This is a genomic window from Streptomyces coryli (assembly GCF_011044975.1).
GTDB classification, from domain to species: domain Bacteria; phylum Actinomycetota; class Actinomycetes; order Streptomycetales; family Streptomycetaceae; genus Streptomyces; species Streptomyces coryli.
This window is the reverse complement of the sequence record NZ_JAAKZV010000074.1, coordinates 16,002-32,567: the sequence shown is the minus strand read 5'-3', so window position 1 is coordinate 32,567 and position 16,566 is coordinate 16,002. Positions and strand designations below refer to the sequence as shown.

Here is a 16,566-nt window from a genome sequence, read left to right as displayed (position 1 = left end):
GGCGGCTTCCGCGGCAGGGGCGGTGGGGGCGGCGGCCGCGCCGGCGGGCGCGGACAGCAGCCGGCACGCCGCCGTGCCGCCACCCGCCAGCGGCACCGGCTCCGGCGTCCACGTCCGGCAGGCGTCCTCCGCCTCGGGGCAGCGGGCGGCGAACGGGCAGCCCGTGTAGCCGTCCGCCAGTGACAGCGGGCGGCCCGGTATCGGGCGGATCGGCCGGTCGTCGCCGAGCTCCGGCGAGCAGGCGAGCAGGCCCCTCGTGTACGGGTGCCGGGGCCGGTCGAACAGGGCGTCCGCGGGCTGCTCTTCGACGACCGCGCCCGCGTACATCACGTACACGCGGTCGCAGTACGCCGCCGCCAGGTGCAGGTCGTGGGTGATGAACAGCATGCCGAGCTCCCGCTCCGCGCGCACGCCGCGCAGCAGGGCGAGGATCTCCGCCTGGGTGGTGACGTCCAGTGCGCTGGTGGCCTCGTCGGCGAGCAGCAGCCGCGGCTCGGCGGCCAGCGCGCCCGCGATGACGACGCGCTGCAGCATGCCGCCGGAGAGTTCGTGCGGCCGCTGCCGGATGCGGCGCTGCGGCTCCGGCAACCCGACCGATTCGAGCAGGGCCACGGCGCGGTCGCGGGCGGTGGTGCGATCGAGGCCCGGGGTGCGCAGGGCCAGCCGCTCGGTGAGGAAGTCGCCGATGCGGCGCACCGGGTTGAGGGCGGCGCGCGGGTCCTGGTGGATCATCGCGACCGTACGGGCGCGGTGCGCGCGCAGCTCCGCCGCGGACAGGGCGAGCACGTCGGCGCCGTCCACCAGCACCCGGCCCGAGGTCTCGGCGCCCGCTGGCAGCATCCGCTGCACCGCCTTGGCCGTGGTCGACTTGCCGGAGCCCGACTCGCCGACCAGGCCGACCACTTCGCCGGCGGCGACCCGTAGCGATACGTCCGCGAGCACCGGGCGGGCGCCGCCGGGCAGCCGGAGCGTCAGGCCTTCGAGGGAAAGAAGCGACACGGGCTACCTCCTGCTGCCGAGCCGGTCGGCGAGCCAGACGCCGACGATGTTGAAGGACACCACCACGGCGGCGATGGCCGCGCCCGGCACCAGCGCCGGCAGCAGCGCCTCCTGGACGACGGCCGCCTGCCCTTCCTGGACCATCAGCCCCCAGTCCGAGCTGGGCGGCTGGGCGCCGAAGCCGAGATAGCTGAGCGTGGCCAGGCTCATCAGCGCCTCACCGAAGAGCACCACCAGATAACCGACCACCAGCCGCCCGAGGTTCGGCACCAGATGCGCGACGCAGATCCGGGTGCCCGACATGCCCTGCACCCGGTACGCCTCGATGTACGGCTTGGCGCGCTCGGACATCGCGATGCTGCGGGTGTATTTGGCGACGGTCGGGGTGTACGCGAGGCCGAGCGCGAGCACCGACGTGGTCATCCCGGCGCCGAACACGGCGATGATCAGGACCACGAACAGCAGCCCGGGGAAGGCGTACATGACGTCGGTCGTCCGGGACAGCAGCGTGTCCACCCAGCCGCCGCGCCAGGCCGCGACCGTGCCGAGCGTGACGCCGAGGACGGCGGCCACGGCCAGCAGCGCCAGCGGCGCGACGAGGCTGCCGCGGGCGCCGTGCAGCACTCGCGAGAGCAGGTCCTGCCCGGAGGCGTCGGTGCCGAGGAGATGCGCGCCCGACTGGCCGGCCAGCGACTGCGACAGGTCGACCTCGTCGGGCGCGTACGGCGCCAGCAGCGGCGCGAACACCGCGGCCAGCACGACGAGTCCGAGGAAGGCACCGGCGGCGATGACCGCCCAGGGCCGCTGGGCGCGCGGGCGGGAGGGGAAGAGCGTCCCCGCGGGAGCGGTGGCTGCGCTGGCTGCCGCGGGTGCGGGCGCGGTGGTCATACGGCGCTCCTTCCGGCCTTCACCCGCGGGTCCAGCAGCGGATGGGCGAGATCGACGGCGGTCGTCACCACGACGTAACCGGTGACCATGAGCAGCAGCACCGCCTGGGCGACCGGGAAGTCGTGGGTGTTGATGGCGTTCACCAGCAGCGAGCCGATGCCGCTCAGGCCGAAGGCGGTCTCGATGACGACCGTCCCGGCCAGCATCCCGGCCATGATCAGGCCGCACATCGTGGCGATCGGGGCGAGGGCGTTGCGCAGCACGTGCCGCAGCACGATCTGCCGCTCCGGCAGCCCGCCGGCCCGCGCCGCCTCTACGTGGTCGGCGTCGCCCGCCTCCACCATGGACTGGCGGGTGACGCGGCTGATGACGGCAAGGGCGCCGAGCGCCATCGACAAGGCGGGCAGGGTGAGATGGTGCAGGGTGCCCGTAAAGCCGGAGCCGCCGCCGGTGACCGGGAACCAGCCGAGCCGGACGCCGAACAGCGACACGAGCGCGATGGCGGCGACGAAATTGGGCACCGACGCGGCGAGCGTGGTGCCGCCGACGACCGTCGAGTCCACCCAGGTCCCGCGCCGTATCGCCGCCAGCATCCCGGCGCCGACGCCGAGCACGACGAACAGCACCGTGGCATACCCGACCAGCGCGAGCGTGGTCGGCAGCCGGCCGGTGAGCAGGTCGGCGACCTGGTCGTTGTACTTGAACGAGCGGCCGAGGTCGAGGTGCAGGCAGTCCCACAGCCAGCGGCCGTACTGGACGACCAGCGGCTCGTCCAGGTGGTACTGCGCCCGCACCTCGGCGAGCCGCTCGGCGGTGAGCTTGTCGCGGCCGCCGGCGAGGAACACCGCGGGGTCGCCGGGCGCGACGTACACGGCCGCGAAGATGACGAACGAGGCGGCCAGCAGCGTCGCGAACAGCCCCGCGGCGCGCCGCCCGGCGGCGGCGAACAGGCGGACCGGTGAGGACACGGCGGATCAGCCCTTCTTCGCGCCGAGGTCGGCGGCCCACGGGTAGTAGAGGTAGGCCATGGACGCCGGCGCACCGGTCAGCTTGCCGCTCAGGATCAGCGTGGACGGGATCTGCGCGACCGGTATCCACACGCTGGCGTCCGTGAACAGCCGCTGCGCCTTCACCGTCAGCCGGGCCCGCTCGGCGTCGTCGATGGTGGCCAGCGCCTTGTTGACGGCGGCGTCGTACGCCTTGTCCTTGAAGCCCGTCCAGTTGTTCTCGCTGCCGGACAGGGCGTTGTCCAGCACGCCGACCGGGTCGCTCTTGGAGATGTACCAGTCGCCGACGAAGAGATCGACCTCGGCCCGCTTGGCCTTGTCCCCGTAGAAGGTTTCAAACTCCGACGGCGGCACGGTCTTGATCTCGCCCCGGAGCCCTATCTGCTCCAGCGCGGCCCGCACCGCGTTGGCCATGACCGTACGGCCCTGGGTGGAGTCCGTGCCGATGAGGATCGGGTCCTTGGGTACGCCCGCTTCCTTGACGAGCTCCTTCGCCCGGGCCAGGTCCTTCGCGCCCGGCTTGGCGGGGGCGTGCCCGGTCGACTTCTGGGCGGCGGCGAAGGCCGCCTTCTCGTAGCCCCAGGCGCCGGAGCCCGCGGGCAGGTTCCACGGCTCGACCAGCCCGCCGTAGCCGGACTTGGCGATGCCGGTGCGGTCGAGGGCCAGCGACAGGGCGCGGCGGATCTTGGGGTCCGCGAGACCGCCGCGCTCGGTGGGCATCAGCGTCAGCACGGCGGTGGACGGACCGAAGTGCAGGTCGACGCCCTTGGCGGAGTCCAGCGCCGCGGCGGTGTTGGGGGCCTCGGTGTACGCGCCGTCGGCGGCGCCGGTCTTCAGCGCGTTGACCATCGCGCTGTCGGCGGCCCAGGTGAAGACCACCTTGCCGGTCAGCGGCTTCTTGCCCCAGTAGTCGTCGTAGCGCGCGATGGCGACCGAGTCGCCGGACTTCCAGCTCTGCAGCGCATACGGCCCGGTGCAGGCGTCGGGCCGGCCGGGGGTGCCGAACTCCTTGCCCGCCTTCTCGACGGCCTTGCGCTGGTAGATGATGCCCGCGTCGCCCGCGAGGGCCTTGGCGAACATGGCGTCGGGGCGGCTGAAGCGGACCGTGATCTCGTGCTCGCCGGTGGCCTTCATCGACTTCACATGCTCGAACTCGTCGCTCTGCTCCATGCCGTCGGCGGCATGCCGCTTCAGGCTGAACAGCACGTCGTCCGCGGTCATCTTCGCGCCGTCGTGGAAGGTGACGTCGTCGCGGAGGGTGAGGACGAGGGTGCGGTCGTCGGGGCGGCTCTCCTTGGCCGCCAGATGCGGCCGTACGGACATGTCGGGCCGCAGCTGGTAGAGCCGCTCGCAGACGTTGCTGAGGATGACGCGGCCCGCGCTGGTGCCCTGGGTGTCCAGGTCGAGGGAGTCGGGCTCGTCCTCGAGCAGCCACTTGACCGTGCCGGCCGGGCCGTTCGCGGCCGGGGTGGTGGCGGTGAGCTTCAGGTTGGCGGCCTTCTTGCCGGAGCCGCCGGAGTTGTCCGGTGCGCCGCCGCAGCCGGCGAGGGCGAGCGCACCGGCCATACAGGCGGCGGCCGTGGTGAGCGTATGGGTGAGCTTCATGGCGGGGCTCCCTGAGGGCTTCGGGCGGGTCAGCCGGCGTGCGGGCCGTCGTAGAGGTTCCACGGCAGGTGCTGGTACTCGCGGTCGCAGGGGGTGCCGGGAGTTATCCAGTAGTCGCCGGTGGTGAGGTCGGCGCAGGAGGAGACGAGCGTGGCCCAGCGGCCGAGCTCGGGCCTGCGGGTGTCGGGGTGGGTGCACAGCGACTCGGGATAGCCGAGGTGGTCGGACATCGCGCGGCGGATCAGCTTCAGCGACTCCGTCTGCGTGGTGGCGCCGCGCAGCGCCTTCAGGCCGTCCTCGGCGCGCGGGACGCGCACCAGCGAGTCGGAGGACATCGGGCGGTAGCCGGCGGCGAGTTCGGCGGGGATGTGCGCCTGGTAGTGGTTGCCGTGCACCAGCAGCCCGTCGCTCGGGTGCAGCCAGCCGACGCCCGCGGGGGTCGTCTCCAGGTCCACGGCGTAGCCCTCGCGGCAGGTCAGCAGCGCGTTGCTGGCGATGTGGGCGCGGGTGGAGCACAGCACGTCGAGCGCGTCGGTGATCGACGGCTGGTCGAGCACGCTGCGCCGGATCACGGTCTGCGGCAGCCCGACGGCGTCGTCGAAGCGGCCGCCGAGACCATTGGCGTTCAGCGCGAGGCCCGCGGAGTTGGCGCCCTGGCGGCCGATCTGGCCGGCCTCGACCTGCATGATCAGCGTGGGCTTCGGCGGCTGGACGACGCGCAGCATGACGACGGTGTCGCCTACGCCGGCGCGCCAGTCCCAGTTCTGCCCGGCGTACACATGCCCGTCGCCGCTGGCCTCGCCGTACAGGGCGAAGGAGGTGCAGCCCTCAGCGGGCTCCGGGCTGCGCTCCGGCTCGCGCGCCTCCGCCATAGCGGCGAAGGAGCTGTCGTAGAGCACCTCGCCGCGGGCATTGAGCGCGAGCACGTCGAGCAGCTCCACCCCGGCGCCCTCCGCGATGCCCGCCATCTCCTCGACGAGATGCGGCGCGTACGACCGCACCGGATCCAGCCAGCGGGCCGCGCGCCGGGTCACCTCCTCCCAGGTCAGCCCGGAGGACGCGGCGAAGGCCGCCTCGTAATAGGCCAGGGAGGCGTGCAGCAGCGGCCGGACGGCCTCTCCGTACTGCCGCCCGCGCTCGGCCGGGCTGCCGGAGATCTCGATGACCGGGAGGGTGCGCGTCGCCATACTTCTCCTTGCCGTCCCCGCGCTGCTGTAATGTCGGTTACGGAACACGGGGTTCTTGAAATGGTCCGCTCGGCAGTAGAGTAACGGGCATCACAGAGGAGTCAATAGTTGTAATGGAAGTTTCAGACGGGTTGACCCGGCTCCGCACCGCCGTGCGGGACAGCTGGGAGGAGTTGTCGGCATCGGAGCGCGCCGTGGCGCATTACCTGGTGAGTGCGCCGGTGGAGCAGCTTCTCTTCGCCAGCGCCCAGGAGTTGGGCGCCGCGAGCGGCACCAGCAATGCCACCGCCGTGCGCGCCCTCAAGCGCCTCGGCTACGGCGGCCTGCCCGCCCTCAAGCGCGAGCTGGCGGCCGACTTCACCACCGCCGTCTCCCCGGAGGTGCGGCTGCAGCAGCGCATCCACCACGTCGGCCGGGACCTCGACGGGGTCTGGAACGACGTCTTCGACGAGGCACAGGAGCGCATCGAGCACGGCCGCCGGCTCACCGGCTCCGACACCCTCAAGCGCGCGGTGGCCGCCCTGGCCGAGGCCCGCGAGGTGTTCTGTTACGGCGTGGCCGCATCCGAGCTCGCCGCCCGCCATCTCGCGCTCGCGCTGGGCCGGATCGGCCGCCGGGCCCGCTTCGTCGGCGCCACCGGCTTCGCCCTCGCGGACCCGCTGCTGTCCCTGGACCGCGGCGACGTGGTCGTCCTCTTCCAGCCCGGCCGCGAACTCGCCGAGATAGAGCTGCTGGTGGACCGCGCCCGTACCGTCGGCGCGAAGGTGCTGCTGGTCACCGACACGCTCGCCGATACGTATGCCGACCGCGTCGAGGCGGCGCTCACCACCTCGCCTTCGCCGACCGGCATCACCACCGAGTCGCTGGGCGGCCTGCTGGTGGCCGACGCGCTGCTGCTCGCGCTCGCCGCGCTGGACGAGCCGCGCGCGGTCGAGACCTCGCATCAGCTGACGGCGCTGCGCGAGCGGATCCTGGGCCAGCGGGAGCGGGGGTCGCGCAAGGCGTAAGCGCCCGCGAGACCCCCGCCGCCGCTTACAACTCCGGCCGTTCCGGCGGCGTCTTGGCCGGGTTCTCCGCCAGCGCCGCCAGCGCGATCCGGATCGCCTCGTCCAGCTGCGGGTCGCGGCCCGCGACCGAGTCCTGCGGCGCGTGCACGACCTCGACGTCCGGGTCGACGCCGTAGTTCTCCACGCCCCAGCCAGGACCCTCCAGCCAGAAGGCGTACTTGGGCTGGGTGACAAGGGTCCCGTCGACCAGGCGGTAGCGGCTGTCGATGCCGATGACGCCGCCCCAGGTGCGTACGCCCACGACCGGGCCGATGCCGAGCGCCTTGATGGCCGCGTTGACGATGTCGCCGTCCGAGCCGGAGAACTCGTTCGCCACCGCCACCACCGGGCCGCGCGGCGCGTCGGCCGGATAGCTCTGCGGCTGCCCGTCGCGCGGCAGGTCCCAGCCGACGATCCGGCGGGCGAGCTTCTCCACCACCAGCTGCGAGGTGTGCCCGCCGCGGTTCTCCCGTACGTCCACCACCAGCCCCTCGCGGGCGACTTCGACGCCCAGGTCGCGGTGGATCTGCGCCCAGCCGGGCGCCTGCATGTCGGGTACGTGCAGGTAGCCGAGGCGGCCGCCGGAGCGCTCGTGCACATACGCGCGGCGGTCGGCGACCCAGGCGTGGTAGCGCAGCGGCTCCTCGTCGGCGATGGGGACGACCACCGCGTGCCGCACCTCGCCGCCGCCCGCCGGTGAAATGGCGAGCTCGACCGGCTTGCCCGCGGCGCCCGTCAGCAGCGGCCCGGGCCCCGTCTCCGTATCGACGGGTCGGCCGTCCACCGCCACGATCGCGTCGCCCCGGCGCACGGCCGCGCCAGGGGCGGCCAGCGGGGAGCGGGCGCGCGGGTCGGAGGACTCCGACGGCAGCACCCGGTCCACCCGCCAAAGACCCTCGGCGTCCCGGGAGATGTCCGCGCCCAGCAGCCCCTGCCGCACCGCCGGGTCGTAGCCGCCGTGCGGCGTCACGTACGCGTGCGAGGTGCCCAGCTCGCCCTGCACCTCCCACAGCAGGTCGACCAGGTCGTCGTGGGTGGCGACGCGGTCGAGGACCGGGCGGTAGCGGTCCAGGACGCCGTCCCAGTCGACGCCGCTCAGGTCGGCGCGCCAGAAGTTGTCCCGCATCAGGCGGCCCGCCTCGGCGTACATCTGCCGCCATTCCGCGGCCGGGTCGACCAGGTGGCGGATCCGGGAGACGTCGACGGTGATACGGGAGCCGTTGCCGTCGTCGTCCTCGTCGTGGCGGGTGGTCTTGCGGTCCGCCGGGACCACCTTGAGCTTGCCGTTCGTGCGCAGCAGCACCCGCTTGCCGTCGCCGCTGACCGCGTACGAGTCGGCGTCGTCGGCCAGTTCCTCCAGCCGCTGCTGGGCCAGGTCGTAGCGCTCGAGCGCGGTCGACGGGCCGTCGTCGTCGGGGTTGGCGAGGGCGGTGCCGAGGACGCCGGTGAGCGGGTGCTTCAGCCACAGCACGCCGTTCTCGGCGGCCCGGAGGGTGGAGTAGCGGGACGCCTCGACCGGGAACGGGACTATCCGGTCCGCGAGCCCTTCGAGGTCGACGCGGGTGGCGGGCACCGCGTCCGAGTCCTCGTCGTCCTTGGGCTTCTCCGACGGGCGGCCGTGCCGCTGCGGCCCGAACGGCGACGGGGTGTCCGCGGCGAGCGTGATCAGGTGCGGGCGGCAGGCATTGGGGAAGGACAGGTCGAAGCTGTGCCGGTCGTATACCGGGTCGAAGGCCCGCTCGGAGAGGAACGCCAGATGCTTGCCGTCCGCCGTGAAGGCGGGCGAGAAGTCGTCGAAGCGCAGCGGCGTCGCCTCGGCCACGGCCAGATCGGCGGTCGCGGCCAGCTTCAGCTGCCGCAGGTCCGCGGGCCCCGGATGGGACCAGGCCAGCCAGGCGCCGTCCGGCGAGAAGACCAGGCCGCTCGCCCGGTCGTACGCGCTGCGGTCGACCTCGCGCGACTCCCCGCTCGTACGGTCCACCAGCAGCACCCGCCCGTCGTGCGTGGCGACCGCGAAGCGGCTGCCGTCGGGCGAGACCGCGAGGTCCACCACCCGCCCGAGTTCGCCGCGCGCCAGCCGGCGCGGGGTGGCGCCGGGGGCGAGGCCGGTCGCCGGAGCGGTCTCCAGGGCGTCCTCGCCCTCGGCGTCGGTGACCCAGACGATGTGCTCCTCGGCCGCCACCCGGAACACCCGCGGCAGCCGGGCCCGTACCCCCGGCTCGGCGGCGAGCGCGCGGGCCGGGCCCTCGCGGTGGGTGATCCAGTGCAGCGAGCCGCGGACGAGCACGGCGCTGCCGCGGGCCGTGTGGTCGGGGCGGGCGGCGCCCAGCCAGCCGGCCGGGTCCACGGGGCGCGGGCGCTGGTCGGTGCGCTGGCCGCCGAGGTGGACGGGGAGGGGGCGCGGCTCGGCGCCCTCGTCGAGGCTGTCCAGGACGTGGAGTTCACCGGCGGAGGCGTACACGACGCGGGTGCCGTCGGTGGCGGCGTGCCGGGCGTAGAAGCCGTCGAGCGGGGTGTGCCGGCGCAGGTCCGAGCCGTCCGGGAGGGACGAGTACAGCGCGCCCGTGCCCTCGTGGTCGGAGAGGAAGGCGAGCCGGTCGCCGACCCACAGCGGGCATTCGATGTTGCCGTTCAGCTCCGCGTGGATACGGGCGAACTCGCCGTCACCGTCCGGCAGGGCCAGCCACAACTTGCCCGCCGTGCCGCCCCGGTAGCGCTTCCAGTACGCGGCCTCGCGGCCCATCGTCGCCGACAGCAGCAGGACCCGCCCCTCGGGCCCGGACGCGACATCGCCCACCGGCCCGTAAGGCAGCCACTCGGCCGGGCTCCCGTCCACCGGGACCGCCCACGCCCAGCTGCGGCGCAGCGAGGCCTGCCCGTACGTGCTGATGGCCAGCACCCGGCCGTCCGGGGTCCAGCCGCGTACGGACGTCTTGTTGCTGCCCCAGTGGGTCAGCCGCGTCGCGGGCCCGCCGTCGACCGGCGCCACCAGGACCTCGGGGGCGCCGTCGCGGGTGGAGGTCCACGCGAGGTGCGCGCCGTCCGGGGAGAGGCGCGGGTGCGTCACGGGCACGTTGTCGGCGCTGACCCGCCAGGCGCGGCCGCCGCCGGTCAGCGGGGCCGCCCAGACGTCGTCCTCGGCGGTGAAGGTCACCAGGTCGTCGTGGAGATGCGGGTAACGGAGGTAGGCAGGGTGCGTCACCACCTCATCCCATCACGGGCCTCGGGGCAGGCACTATGGCTTTCCGGGATCTTCGGCTCCCCACTTGGCGGGCACCGGCTCGTCCTTGCGCAGCCGCTCGAAGAGCGCGTTCGCGCGCTTCTTGTCCCACAGCACGCTGCTGCCCTTGTCGGTCCAGTGGTACTTGTCTGCGATCGGCAGCTCCACCCGCTTCCCCTTGCCCTGCGACACCTTCTGCATCGCCTGCGCCAGCTTCGCCAGGTCGGGCAAGCCGGTGTCCTGGTCCACGATGAGCGACTTGAGCCCGGCCTTCGTGGTGTCGCGCATCTTGCCCGGGTCCAGCAGGACCTGCCTGGACGCGGCCCGCTTGGCGAGGGCGCTCAGGAACTTCTGCTGGTTCTTGGCCCGGCCCAGGTCGCCGTCGGCCTCCTGGTGCCGCTGCCGTACGAAGGCCAGCGCCTGGGAGCCGTCCAGGGTCTGGCAGCCCTTCTTCAGGTCGGCGCCGGACTTCTCGTCCTTGATCGGCTTGTCCAGGCACATGTCGACGCCGCCGACGGCATCGACGATGCCGACGAAGCCCGCGAAGCCGATCTCCGCGTAGTGGTCGATGCGCAGGCCGGTGTTCTTCTCCACGGTCTTGACCAGGAACGGGGCGCCACCGTAGGAGAACGCGGCGTTGAGCTTGTTGTGCTCGGCGCCGTACTGCTTGCCGTTCTCCGGCCGGATGAACGACGGCATGTCCACCCAGGAGTCGCGCGGGAGGCTGGTCATCGTGGTGCCGTGCTTGCCGGTGTGCAGCAGGATCATCGAGTCCGTGCGGCGGCCTGCCGGGGCGCCGGTGTGGAGGTTCTTGCGGTCCTTGCTGGAGAGGCCGGAGCGGCTGTCGGAGCCGACGATGAGGTAGTTGGTGCCGTCGCCCGGGAGCGGGCGGTTGTTGAGGCGGTCCAGGTCCGGGCCGCGATTGAGGGAGTTGTCGGCCCAGCTGTAGGCGCCGATCGGGGAGAGGAGCGCCAGGCAGGCGAGGACGACGACCGCGCGGCGGAGGCGGCGCGGGCGGCGACGGCTCTTCGGCGCGGGGCGCCACGGCTCCTGCGGAGGGCCGAGGTCCGGTTCGATGTCACCGCCGTTACCGCCGATGTCGTCGGGCGACAGCGGGGTCGCGGGGGCGTTACGGGTGACGATGACCGTGCCGGTCGCGTTGGCGCGCCAGTGCGGCACCGTGCCGGTCGCGACGGCGGGTCTCGGCATGACGGCTGCATGCGCCGCTCCCGCCGGGGCCGGAACGCCCTGGCCAGGTATGAGCACCTGCCCGGCTATGTGCTGGTGCCCGGACACGGTCTCGTAGCCGCTCTCCCCGGACAGCGCCACCGACCCGCTCACCGCCACCGCCTCCCGCTCCTTCGGCTGCGTGACCTCGATGCCGCCGATCTCCTCCGCGGCGCTGCCCGAGCGCTTCATCCGGCCCCAGTTGAGCCGGATGCCCGCCAGCACGGTGACCATCGACTGGATCACCACCAGGTACATCAGCAGCCGGTACGTGAACAGCTGCAGCGGCATCGACCACAGCGTGCGCAGCCGTTCGCCGTCCAGCTTCAGCGCGTAGCCGGCGACGGCCATCTGCGCGCCCATGAAGGCGATCCACACGCCGGCCGCCTTCATCGGATTGCCGAACAGCAGCCCGTACAGCGCGAAGACGTCGAGCAGCGGCGTGAGCAGCGGCAGCGCGACCTGGAAGACCGAGATGTACGTCAGGCCGCGGCGCGCGAAGCGGCCCGCCTGGCCGACCTCGCGGATCGCGTGCCGGTGCTTGCCCATCGCCTGCAGCGTGCCGTAGCACCAGCGGTAGCGCTGGCGCCACAACTGGCGCAGCGTCGTGGGGACCTCGGTCCAGGCGATGGCGGTCTCCTCGTAGACCACCCGCCAGCCGGCCCGCCACAGCGCCATCGTCAGGTCGGTGTCCTCGGCGAGGGTGTCGTCGCTGACGCCGCCGACGCCGACCAGGGCCGTACGCCGGAAGGCGCCGATCGCGCCGGGCACGGTCGTGATGCACTCCAGCACGTCGAACATCCGCCGGTCGAGGTTGAACCCGCAGACGTACTCCAGGTGCTGCCAGCGCCCCAGCAGCCGCTTGCGGTTGCCGACCTTCGTGTTGCCGCTGACCGCGCCGATGGCGGGGTGGGCGAGGGGCTGGATCAGCCGCTCGATGGCGTCGGCCTCCAGGACCGTATCGCCGTCGACCATGACCACGATGTCGGACTCGGCATAGCTCAGGCCGGTGTTGAGTGCGGCGGACTTGCCGGAATTGGGCTGTTTGACCACCAAGACCCGGGGATCGCCCATTTCGGCGGCCAGTTCGGACGTACGGTCCTCGGAGCCGTCGTCGATGACCACGATCTGCAGCTGCTGATGCGTCGAGGCCAGCAGCGAGCGGAGGGTGGACTGGATGCCCGCCTCCTCGTTGTGCGCGGGCACCAGGACCGTCACCAGGCCGTCGACCTGGCGCAGCCAGGGCGAGCCGGGGCGGAACCGGCCGAGCCGCTTGACGTGCGTACGGGCCCAGAAATAGAGCAGCACCAGCCGCAGCGCGGCGAGGCCGATGGTGATGCCGAGCAGCCAGCCCATCGCGCCGGTGAAGGCGTGGCTGACATTGCGGATGGCGATCAGCGCCATGCCCTGCCAGATCTCGGCACTGGACGCCCGCTCGTCCGCCGGATCGCGGCCCGTGGCCTTCGTCACCGTCGAGAACTTCTTCACGCCGGGCGACTTCAACAGCTGCTCCGCCTGCGCGAATCCCGTCTCGGTCTGCGAGAACTGCCGCACCACACCGGTGTTGTTGTCCCGGTACCACTTGTCGGCGGCGACCACCGTGTAGCCGTCCTCGGTGGCCCGCTTCGCCGCCTCCCCCTCGGCGCCGCACAGCGTGTCGACCGCCGAACTCTTCGGCAGCCGCAGCAGGTTCGTGTGATAGCCGGTGGCGCCCGCCAGCGCCTTCTGGTCCAGCGACAGCTCCATCGAGCGGCGCAGGTCGGAGGCGGTGCCGAGCGGGGCGCCGGTGTAGCTGAGGGTGCCGATCTCGTGCCCGGCCGCGCGGATCTTCTTCAGCAGATACGGGTGTTGAGCCGCCTGCGCGCCGTTCACGAAGAACGTGGCGTGCGCCTTCTTCTCCCGCAGCAGGTCCAGGACGCGCGGCGTCCAGGTCGGGTCGGGGCCGCCGTCGACGGTCAGCGCCATCGTGCCGGCGGGCACCTTGTCGGAGACCTGCCGCCCGTGCTCGTACGAGCGGACCGGGCCGCCGTCGTCGACGGACGCGGGCGCCGGGCTGGTACAGGCCTGCCGGCCGCCCGGGTTGGCCACCTGGTGGGTGGTCCAGCCCTCGAACAGCACCGCCGCGAAGACCAGCGGCAGGACGGTCAGCAGCAGCAGCCAGTGGCCGCGCGGTTCGCGTGGTGCGGCATGTCTGCCCTTCATGATCTACGGCTCCCGCGTCGGGATATGCCGGATCCGGGCATGCATGGCGCGGTGTGGGGGATCGCGTTACGCATGCCTGGCGAGTCTAGGCACCCCGCACCAGTGGTCTCAGCCGAACCCCCGGTGACTTGTGCCACCGCCCTGTTTCGGCTACCTGTCCGTCAGATTGCGGTTACCAGCGCCCGGTCCTGGCCAGCAGCACCGCGGCCGCGGCCGTGCCCGCCGTGGACGTACGCAGCACGGTGGGGCCGAGCAGGCACGGCTTTGCGCCGGCCGCGGCGAAGATGGCAAGCTCCTCCGGAGAGACACCGCCCTCGGGGCCGACGACCAGCACGATGTCGCCCTCCGCGGGCAACTCCGCACGGGCGAGCGGCTCACTGCCCTCCTCGTGCAGCACGGCGGCGAAGGCGGCGCCCTGCAGCAGCTCGGCGAGCTGCTTGCTGGAGTGCGGCTCCGTCACCTCGGGGAAGCGCAGCCGACGGGCCTGCTTCCCGGCCTCGCGGGCCGTCGCCCGCCACTTGCGCAGCGACTTGGCGCCCCGCTCGCCGCGCCACTGCGTCACGCAGCGGGCGGCGGACCAGGGCACGATCACGTCGACGCCGGTCTCGGTCATGGTCTCGACGGCGACCTCGCCGCGGTCGCCCTTCGGGAGCGCCTGCACGACGGTGATACGGGGCTGTGGCTCGGGTTCGTCACGGACCTCGGCGACCGCCACGGTCAGCGCGTCCTTGCCGTCGACGGCGGCCACCTCGCCGTATACGCCGGTCCCCGCCCCGTCCGTGAGAATGATCTCTTCGCCGACGCGGAGCCGGCGGACGGAGACGGCGTGCCGGCCCTCGGGCCCGTCGAGGCGGACCTGCGCACCGGCCTGCGCCGTCGCGAGCGACTCGACCACGAACACCGGCGCCGTCACAGCTTGCTCCCCGACAGCGCCGCCGTCAGCTCCTCGCCGAGCAGCTCCACCAGCTCCGCGGCCGGCAGCTCCCGGGCAAGACCGAAGCCCTGGCCCGCCCACAACGCCATGCCCTGCGGGTCGCCGGTCTGCGCGGCGGCGGCGCGGAGCGGGGCGGTCATGTGGTGAATCTGCGGGTAGGCGGCCGGGGCGTACGGGCCGTGCTCGCGCAGGAAGCGGTTGACCAGGCCGCGGGCCGGGCGGCCCGAGAAGGCGCGGGTGAGCTCGGTGCGGGTGTAGAGGCTGCCGGTGATGGCCTGCTTGTGGAGCGCGTGCGCCCCGGACTCCGGGCAGACCAGGAACGCCGTGCCCAGCGCGGCCGCCTGCGCGCCCGCAGCGAGGACGGCGGCGATCTGCGCGCCGCGCATCAGGCCGCCGGCGGCGATCATCGGCAGCTCGGGGACCGCCTCGCGGACCTCGGTCAGCAGCGTGAGCAGGCCGCGGCCCGCGGAGTCCTGGCGCGGATCGTTGCGGAAGGCCGCCTGGTGGCCGCCGGCCTCCAGGCCCTGCACCACGACGGCGTCGGCGCCCGCCGACTGCGCGGCCTGCGCCTCGGAGGCGCTGGTCACGGTGACGGCGGTGAGGGTGCCCGCGTGCGCGAAGGCCTCGAGGACGGCGCGGTCGGGGCAGCCGAAGGTGAACGAGACCAGCGGCACCGGATCGTCGAGCAGCACGGCGATCTTGCCGTCGTACGCGTCCTCGCCGCCGGTGTGCGGGTCGCCCAGCGGGGCTTCCAGCCAGGTCGCCTCGCCGGCGAGCTGCTCGGCGTACGACAGCAGGGCGCCGTCCTCGGGAGTGCCCCGGTGCGGCATGAAGACGTTCACGCCGAAAGGGCGGTCGGTCAGCGCGCGGAGCTGGCGGATCTCCTCGTACATCGCCTCCGGCGTCTTGTATCCGGCGGCGAGGAACCCGAGCGCACCGGCGGAGCACACAGCTGCCGCCAGCGCGGGGCAGCTGGCACCGCCGGCCATGGGGGCTTGCACGATCGGGTGCGGTGAGAGATCACTCAGCGCGCTGGGCATGGGCACATGTTGTCACGCCATTACGGCGCCTGCGCTCCGGGCCCCCGGCTCTGATCACTCCGGGCTCCGCCGCACGTCACCTTCCGTTGAACGCGTCCTTCAGCCGCGAGAACAGCCCCTGCTGGCCTGGCTGGAACTGGCCGGTCGGGCGCTCCTCGTCGCGCAGCTTGGCGAGCTGGCGGAGCAGCTTCTCCTGCTCCTGGTCCAGCTTCGTCGGCGTGATCACCTCGACGTGCACGATCAGGTCGCCGCGGCCGCCGCCGCGCAGGTGCGTGACGCCGCGCTGGTGCAGCGGGACCGACTGTCCTGACTGGGTGCCGGGGCGGATGTCGATCTCCTCGAGGCCGTCCAGCGTCTCCAGGTTCACCTTCGTGCCCAGCGCGGCCGCCGTCATCGGGATCGTCACCGTGCAGTGCAGGTCGTCGCCGCGCCGCTGGAAGGTGGGGTGCGGCAGCTCGTGGATCTCCACGTACAGGTCGCCGGCCGGGCCGCCGCCGGGGCCGACCTCGCCCTCGCCCGCGAGCTGGATCCGGGTGCCGTTGTCGACGCCCGCCGGGATCTTGACCGTGAGCGTACGACGCGAGCGGATCCGGCCGTCGCCCGCGCACTCCGGGCACGGGCTCGGCACGATGGTGCCGAAGCCCTGGCACTGCGGGCACGGGCGGGACGTCATGACCTGGCCCAGGAAGGACCGGGTGACCTGCGAGACCTCGCCGCGGCCGCGGCACATGTCACAGGTCTGCGGGGAGGTGCCGGGGGCGGCGCCCTCGCCGTTGCACGTATTGCAGACCACGGCCGTGTCGACCGTGATCTCCTTCGTGGTGCCGAAGGCGGACTCGTCGAGCTCCACGTCCAGGCGGATCATCGCGTCCTGGCCGCGGCGGGTGCGCGAGCGCGGGCCGCGCTGGGACGCCGTACCGAAGAAGGCGTCCATGATGTCGCTGAAATTGCCGAAGCCGCCCTGGCCGAAGCCGCCGGCCCCGGCGCCGTTCTGCGACAGCGGGTCGCCGCCGAGGTCGTAGATCTGCTTCTTCTCCGGGTCGGAGAGGACCTCGTAGGCGGCGTTGATCTCCTTGAACCGCTCCTGGGTCTTCGGATCCGGGTTCACGTCCGGGTGCAGCTCGCGGGCGAGCCGCCGGAACGCCTTCTTGATCTCATCCTGGGACGCGTCGCGCTGGACGCCGAGGATCGCGTAGTAGTCCGTCGCCACT

General features: G+C 72.9%; 11 protein-coding genes. 1 reads left to right on the top strand and 10 read right to left on the bottom strand.

What is annotated here, in order from left to right; all coding sequences use genetic code 11:
• From G5C51_RS18345 to G5C51_RS18325, 5 genes are all read right to left on the bottom strand, one after another.
• The coding region (locus tag G5C51_RS18345; protein ID WP_165238675.1) for an oligopeptide/dipeptide ABC transporter ATP-binding protein at positions 1 to 999 on the bottom strand (999 nt) is incomplete at its 3' end.
• 3 nt (positions 1,000 to 1,002) lie between these two features.
• On the bottom strand, positions 1,003 to 1,887 hold the full coding sequence (locus G5C51_RS18340; protein ID WP_165238673.1) for an ABC transporter permease: 885 nt from the start codon (positions 1,885 to 1,887) through the stop codon (positions 1,003 to 1,005).
• Positions 1,884 to 2,855 (bottom strand): ABC transporter permease, encoded by a 972-nt coding sequence (locus tag G5C51_RS18335; protein WP_338118195.1) that lies wholly within the window; start codon positions 2,853 to 2,855, stop codon positions 1,884 to 1,886. Before G5C51_RS18335 ends, G5C51_RS18340 begins: the two co-directional genes overlap by 4 nt.
• Positions 2,856 to 2,861: 6 nt before the next feature.
• The gene (locus tag G5C51_RS18330) at positions 2,862 to 4,499 is read right to left on the bottom strand and encodes an ABC transporter substrate-binding protein (RefSeq protein ID WP_165238671.1); all 1,638 of its coding nucleotides are present in this window, start codon (positions 4,497 to 4,499) and stop codon (positions 2,862 to 2,864) included.
• Positions 4,500 to 4,528: 29 nt separating this feature from the next.
• Positions 4,529 to 5,686 (bottom strand): C45 family autoproteolytic acyltransferase/hydrolase, encoded by a 1,158-nt coding sequence (locus G5C51_RS18325; protein WP_165238669.1) that lies wholly within the window; start codon positions 5,684 to 5,686, stop codon positions 4,529 to 4,531.
• A 113-nt stretch (positions 5,687 to 5,799) separates the two neighbouring features.
• Between G5C51_RS18325 and G5C51_RS18320 the strand changes: the two genes are divergently transcribed.
• Complete coding sequence (locus G5C51_RS18320; protein ID WP_165238667.1) at positions 5,800 to 6,693, top strand: MurR/RpiR family transcriptional regulator; 894 nt, start codon at positions 5,800 to 5,802, stop codon at positions 6,691 to 6,693.
• A gap of 25 nt (positions 6,694 to 6,718) precedes the next feature.
• Here G5C51_RS18320 and G5C51_RS18315 read toward each other — a convergent pair whose 3' ends face one another.
• The 5 genes from G5C51_RS18315 to dnaJ form a co-directional block, all read right to left on the bottom strand.
• A complete protein-coding gene (locus tag G5C51_RS18315; RefSeq protein WP_165238665.1) occupies positions 6,719 to 9,934 on the bottom strand; it encodes a S41 family peptidase in 3,216 nt (1,071 codons plus the stop codon).
• 33 nt (positions 9,935 to 9,967) lie between these two features.
• Positions 9,968 to 13,381 carry an LCP family glycopolymer transferase gene (locus tag G5C51_RS44050; RefSeq protein WP_165238663.1) on the bottom strand — a complete coding sequence of 1,138 codons (3,414 nt, stop codon included), beginning with the start codon at positions 13,379 to 13,381 and terminating at the stop codon, positions 9,968 to 9,970.
• Positions 13,382 to 13,553: 172 nt separating this feature from the next.
• Entirely contained in the window at positions 13,554 to 14,294 is a 741-nt protein-coding gene (locus tag G5C51_RS18305) for a 16S rRNA (uracil(1498)-N(3))-methyltransferase (RefSeq protein WP_165238661.1), read from the bottom strand.
• On the bottom strand, positions 14,291 to 15,355 hold the full coding sequence (locus G5C51_RS43065) for a nitronate monooxygenase (protein WP_165238659.1): 1,065 nt from the start codon (positions 15,353 to 15,355) through the stop codon (positions 14,291 to 14,293). Before G5C51_RS43065 ends, G5C51_RS18305 begins: the two co-directional genes overlap by 4 nt.
• A 76-nt stretch (positions 15,356 to 15,431) precedes the next feature.
• On the bottom strand, positions 15,432 to 16,565 hold the full coding sequence (gene dnaJ, locus G5C51_RS18295) for a molecular chaperone DnaJ (protein WP_165238657.1): 1,134 nt from the start codon (positions 16,563 to 16,565) through the stop codon (positions 15,432 to 15,434).
• Position 16,566 lies beyond the last annotated feature (1 nt).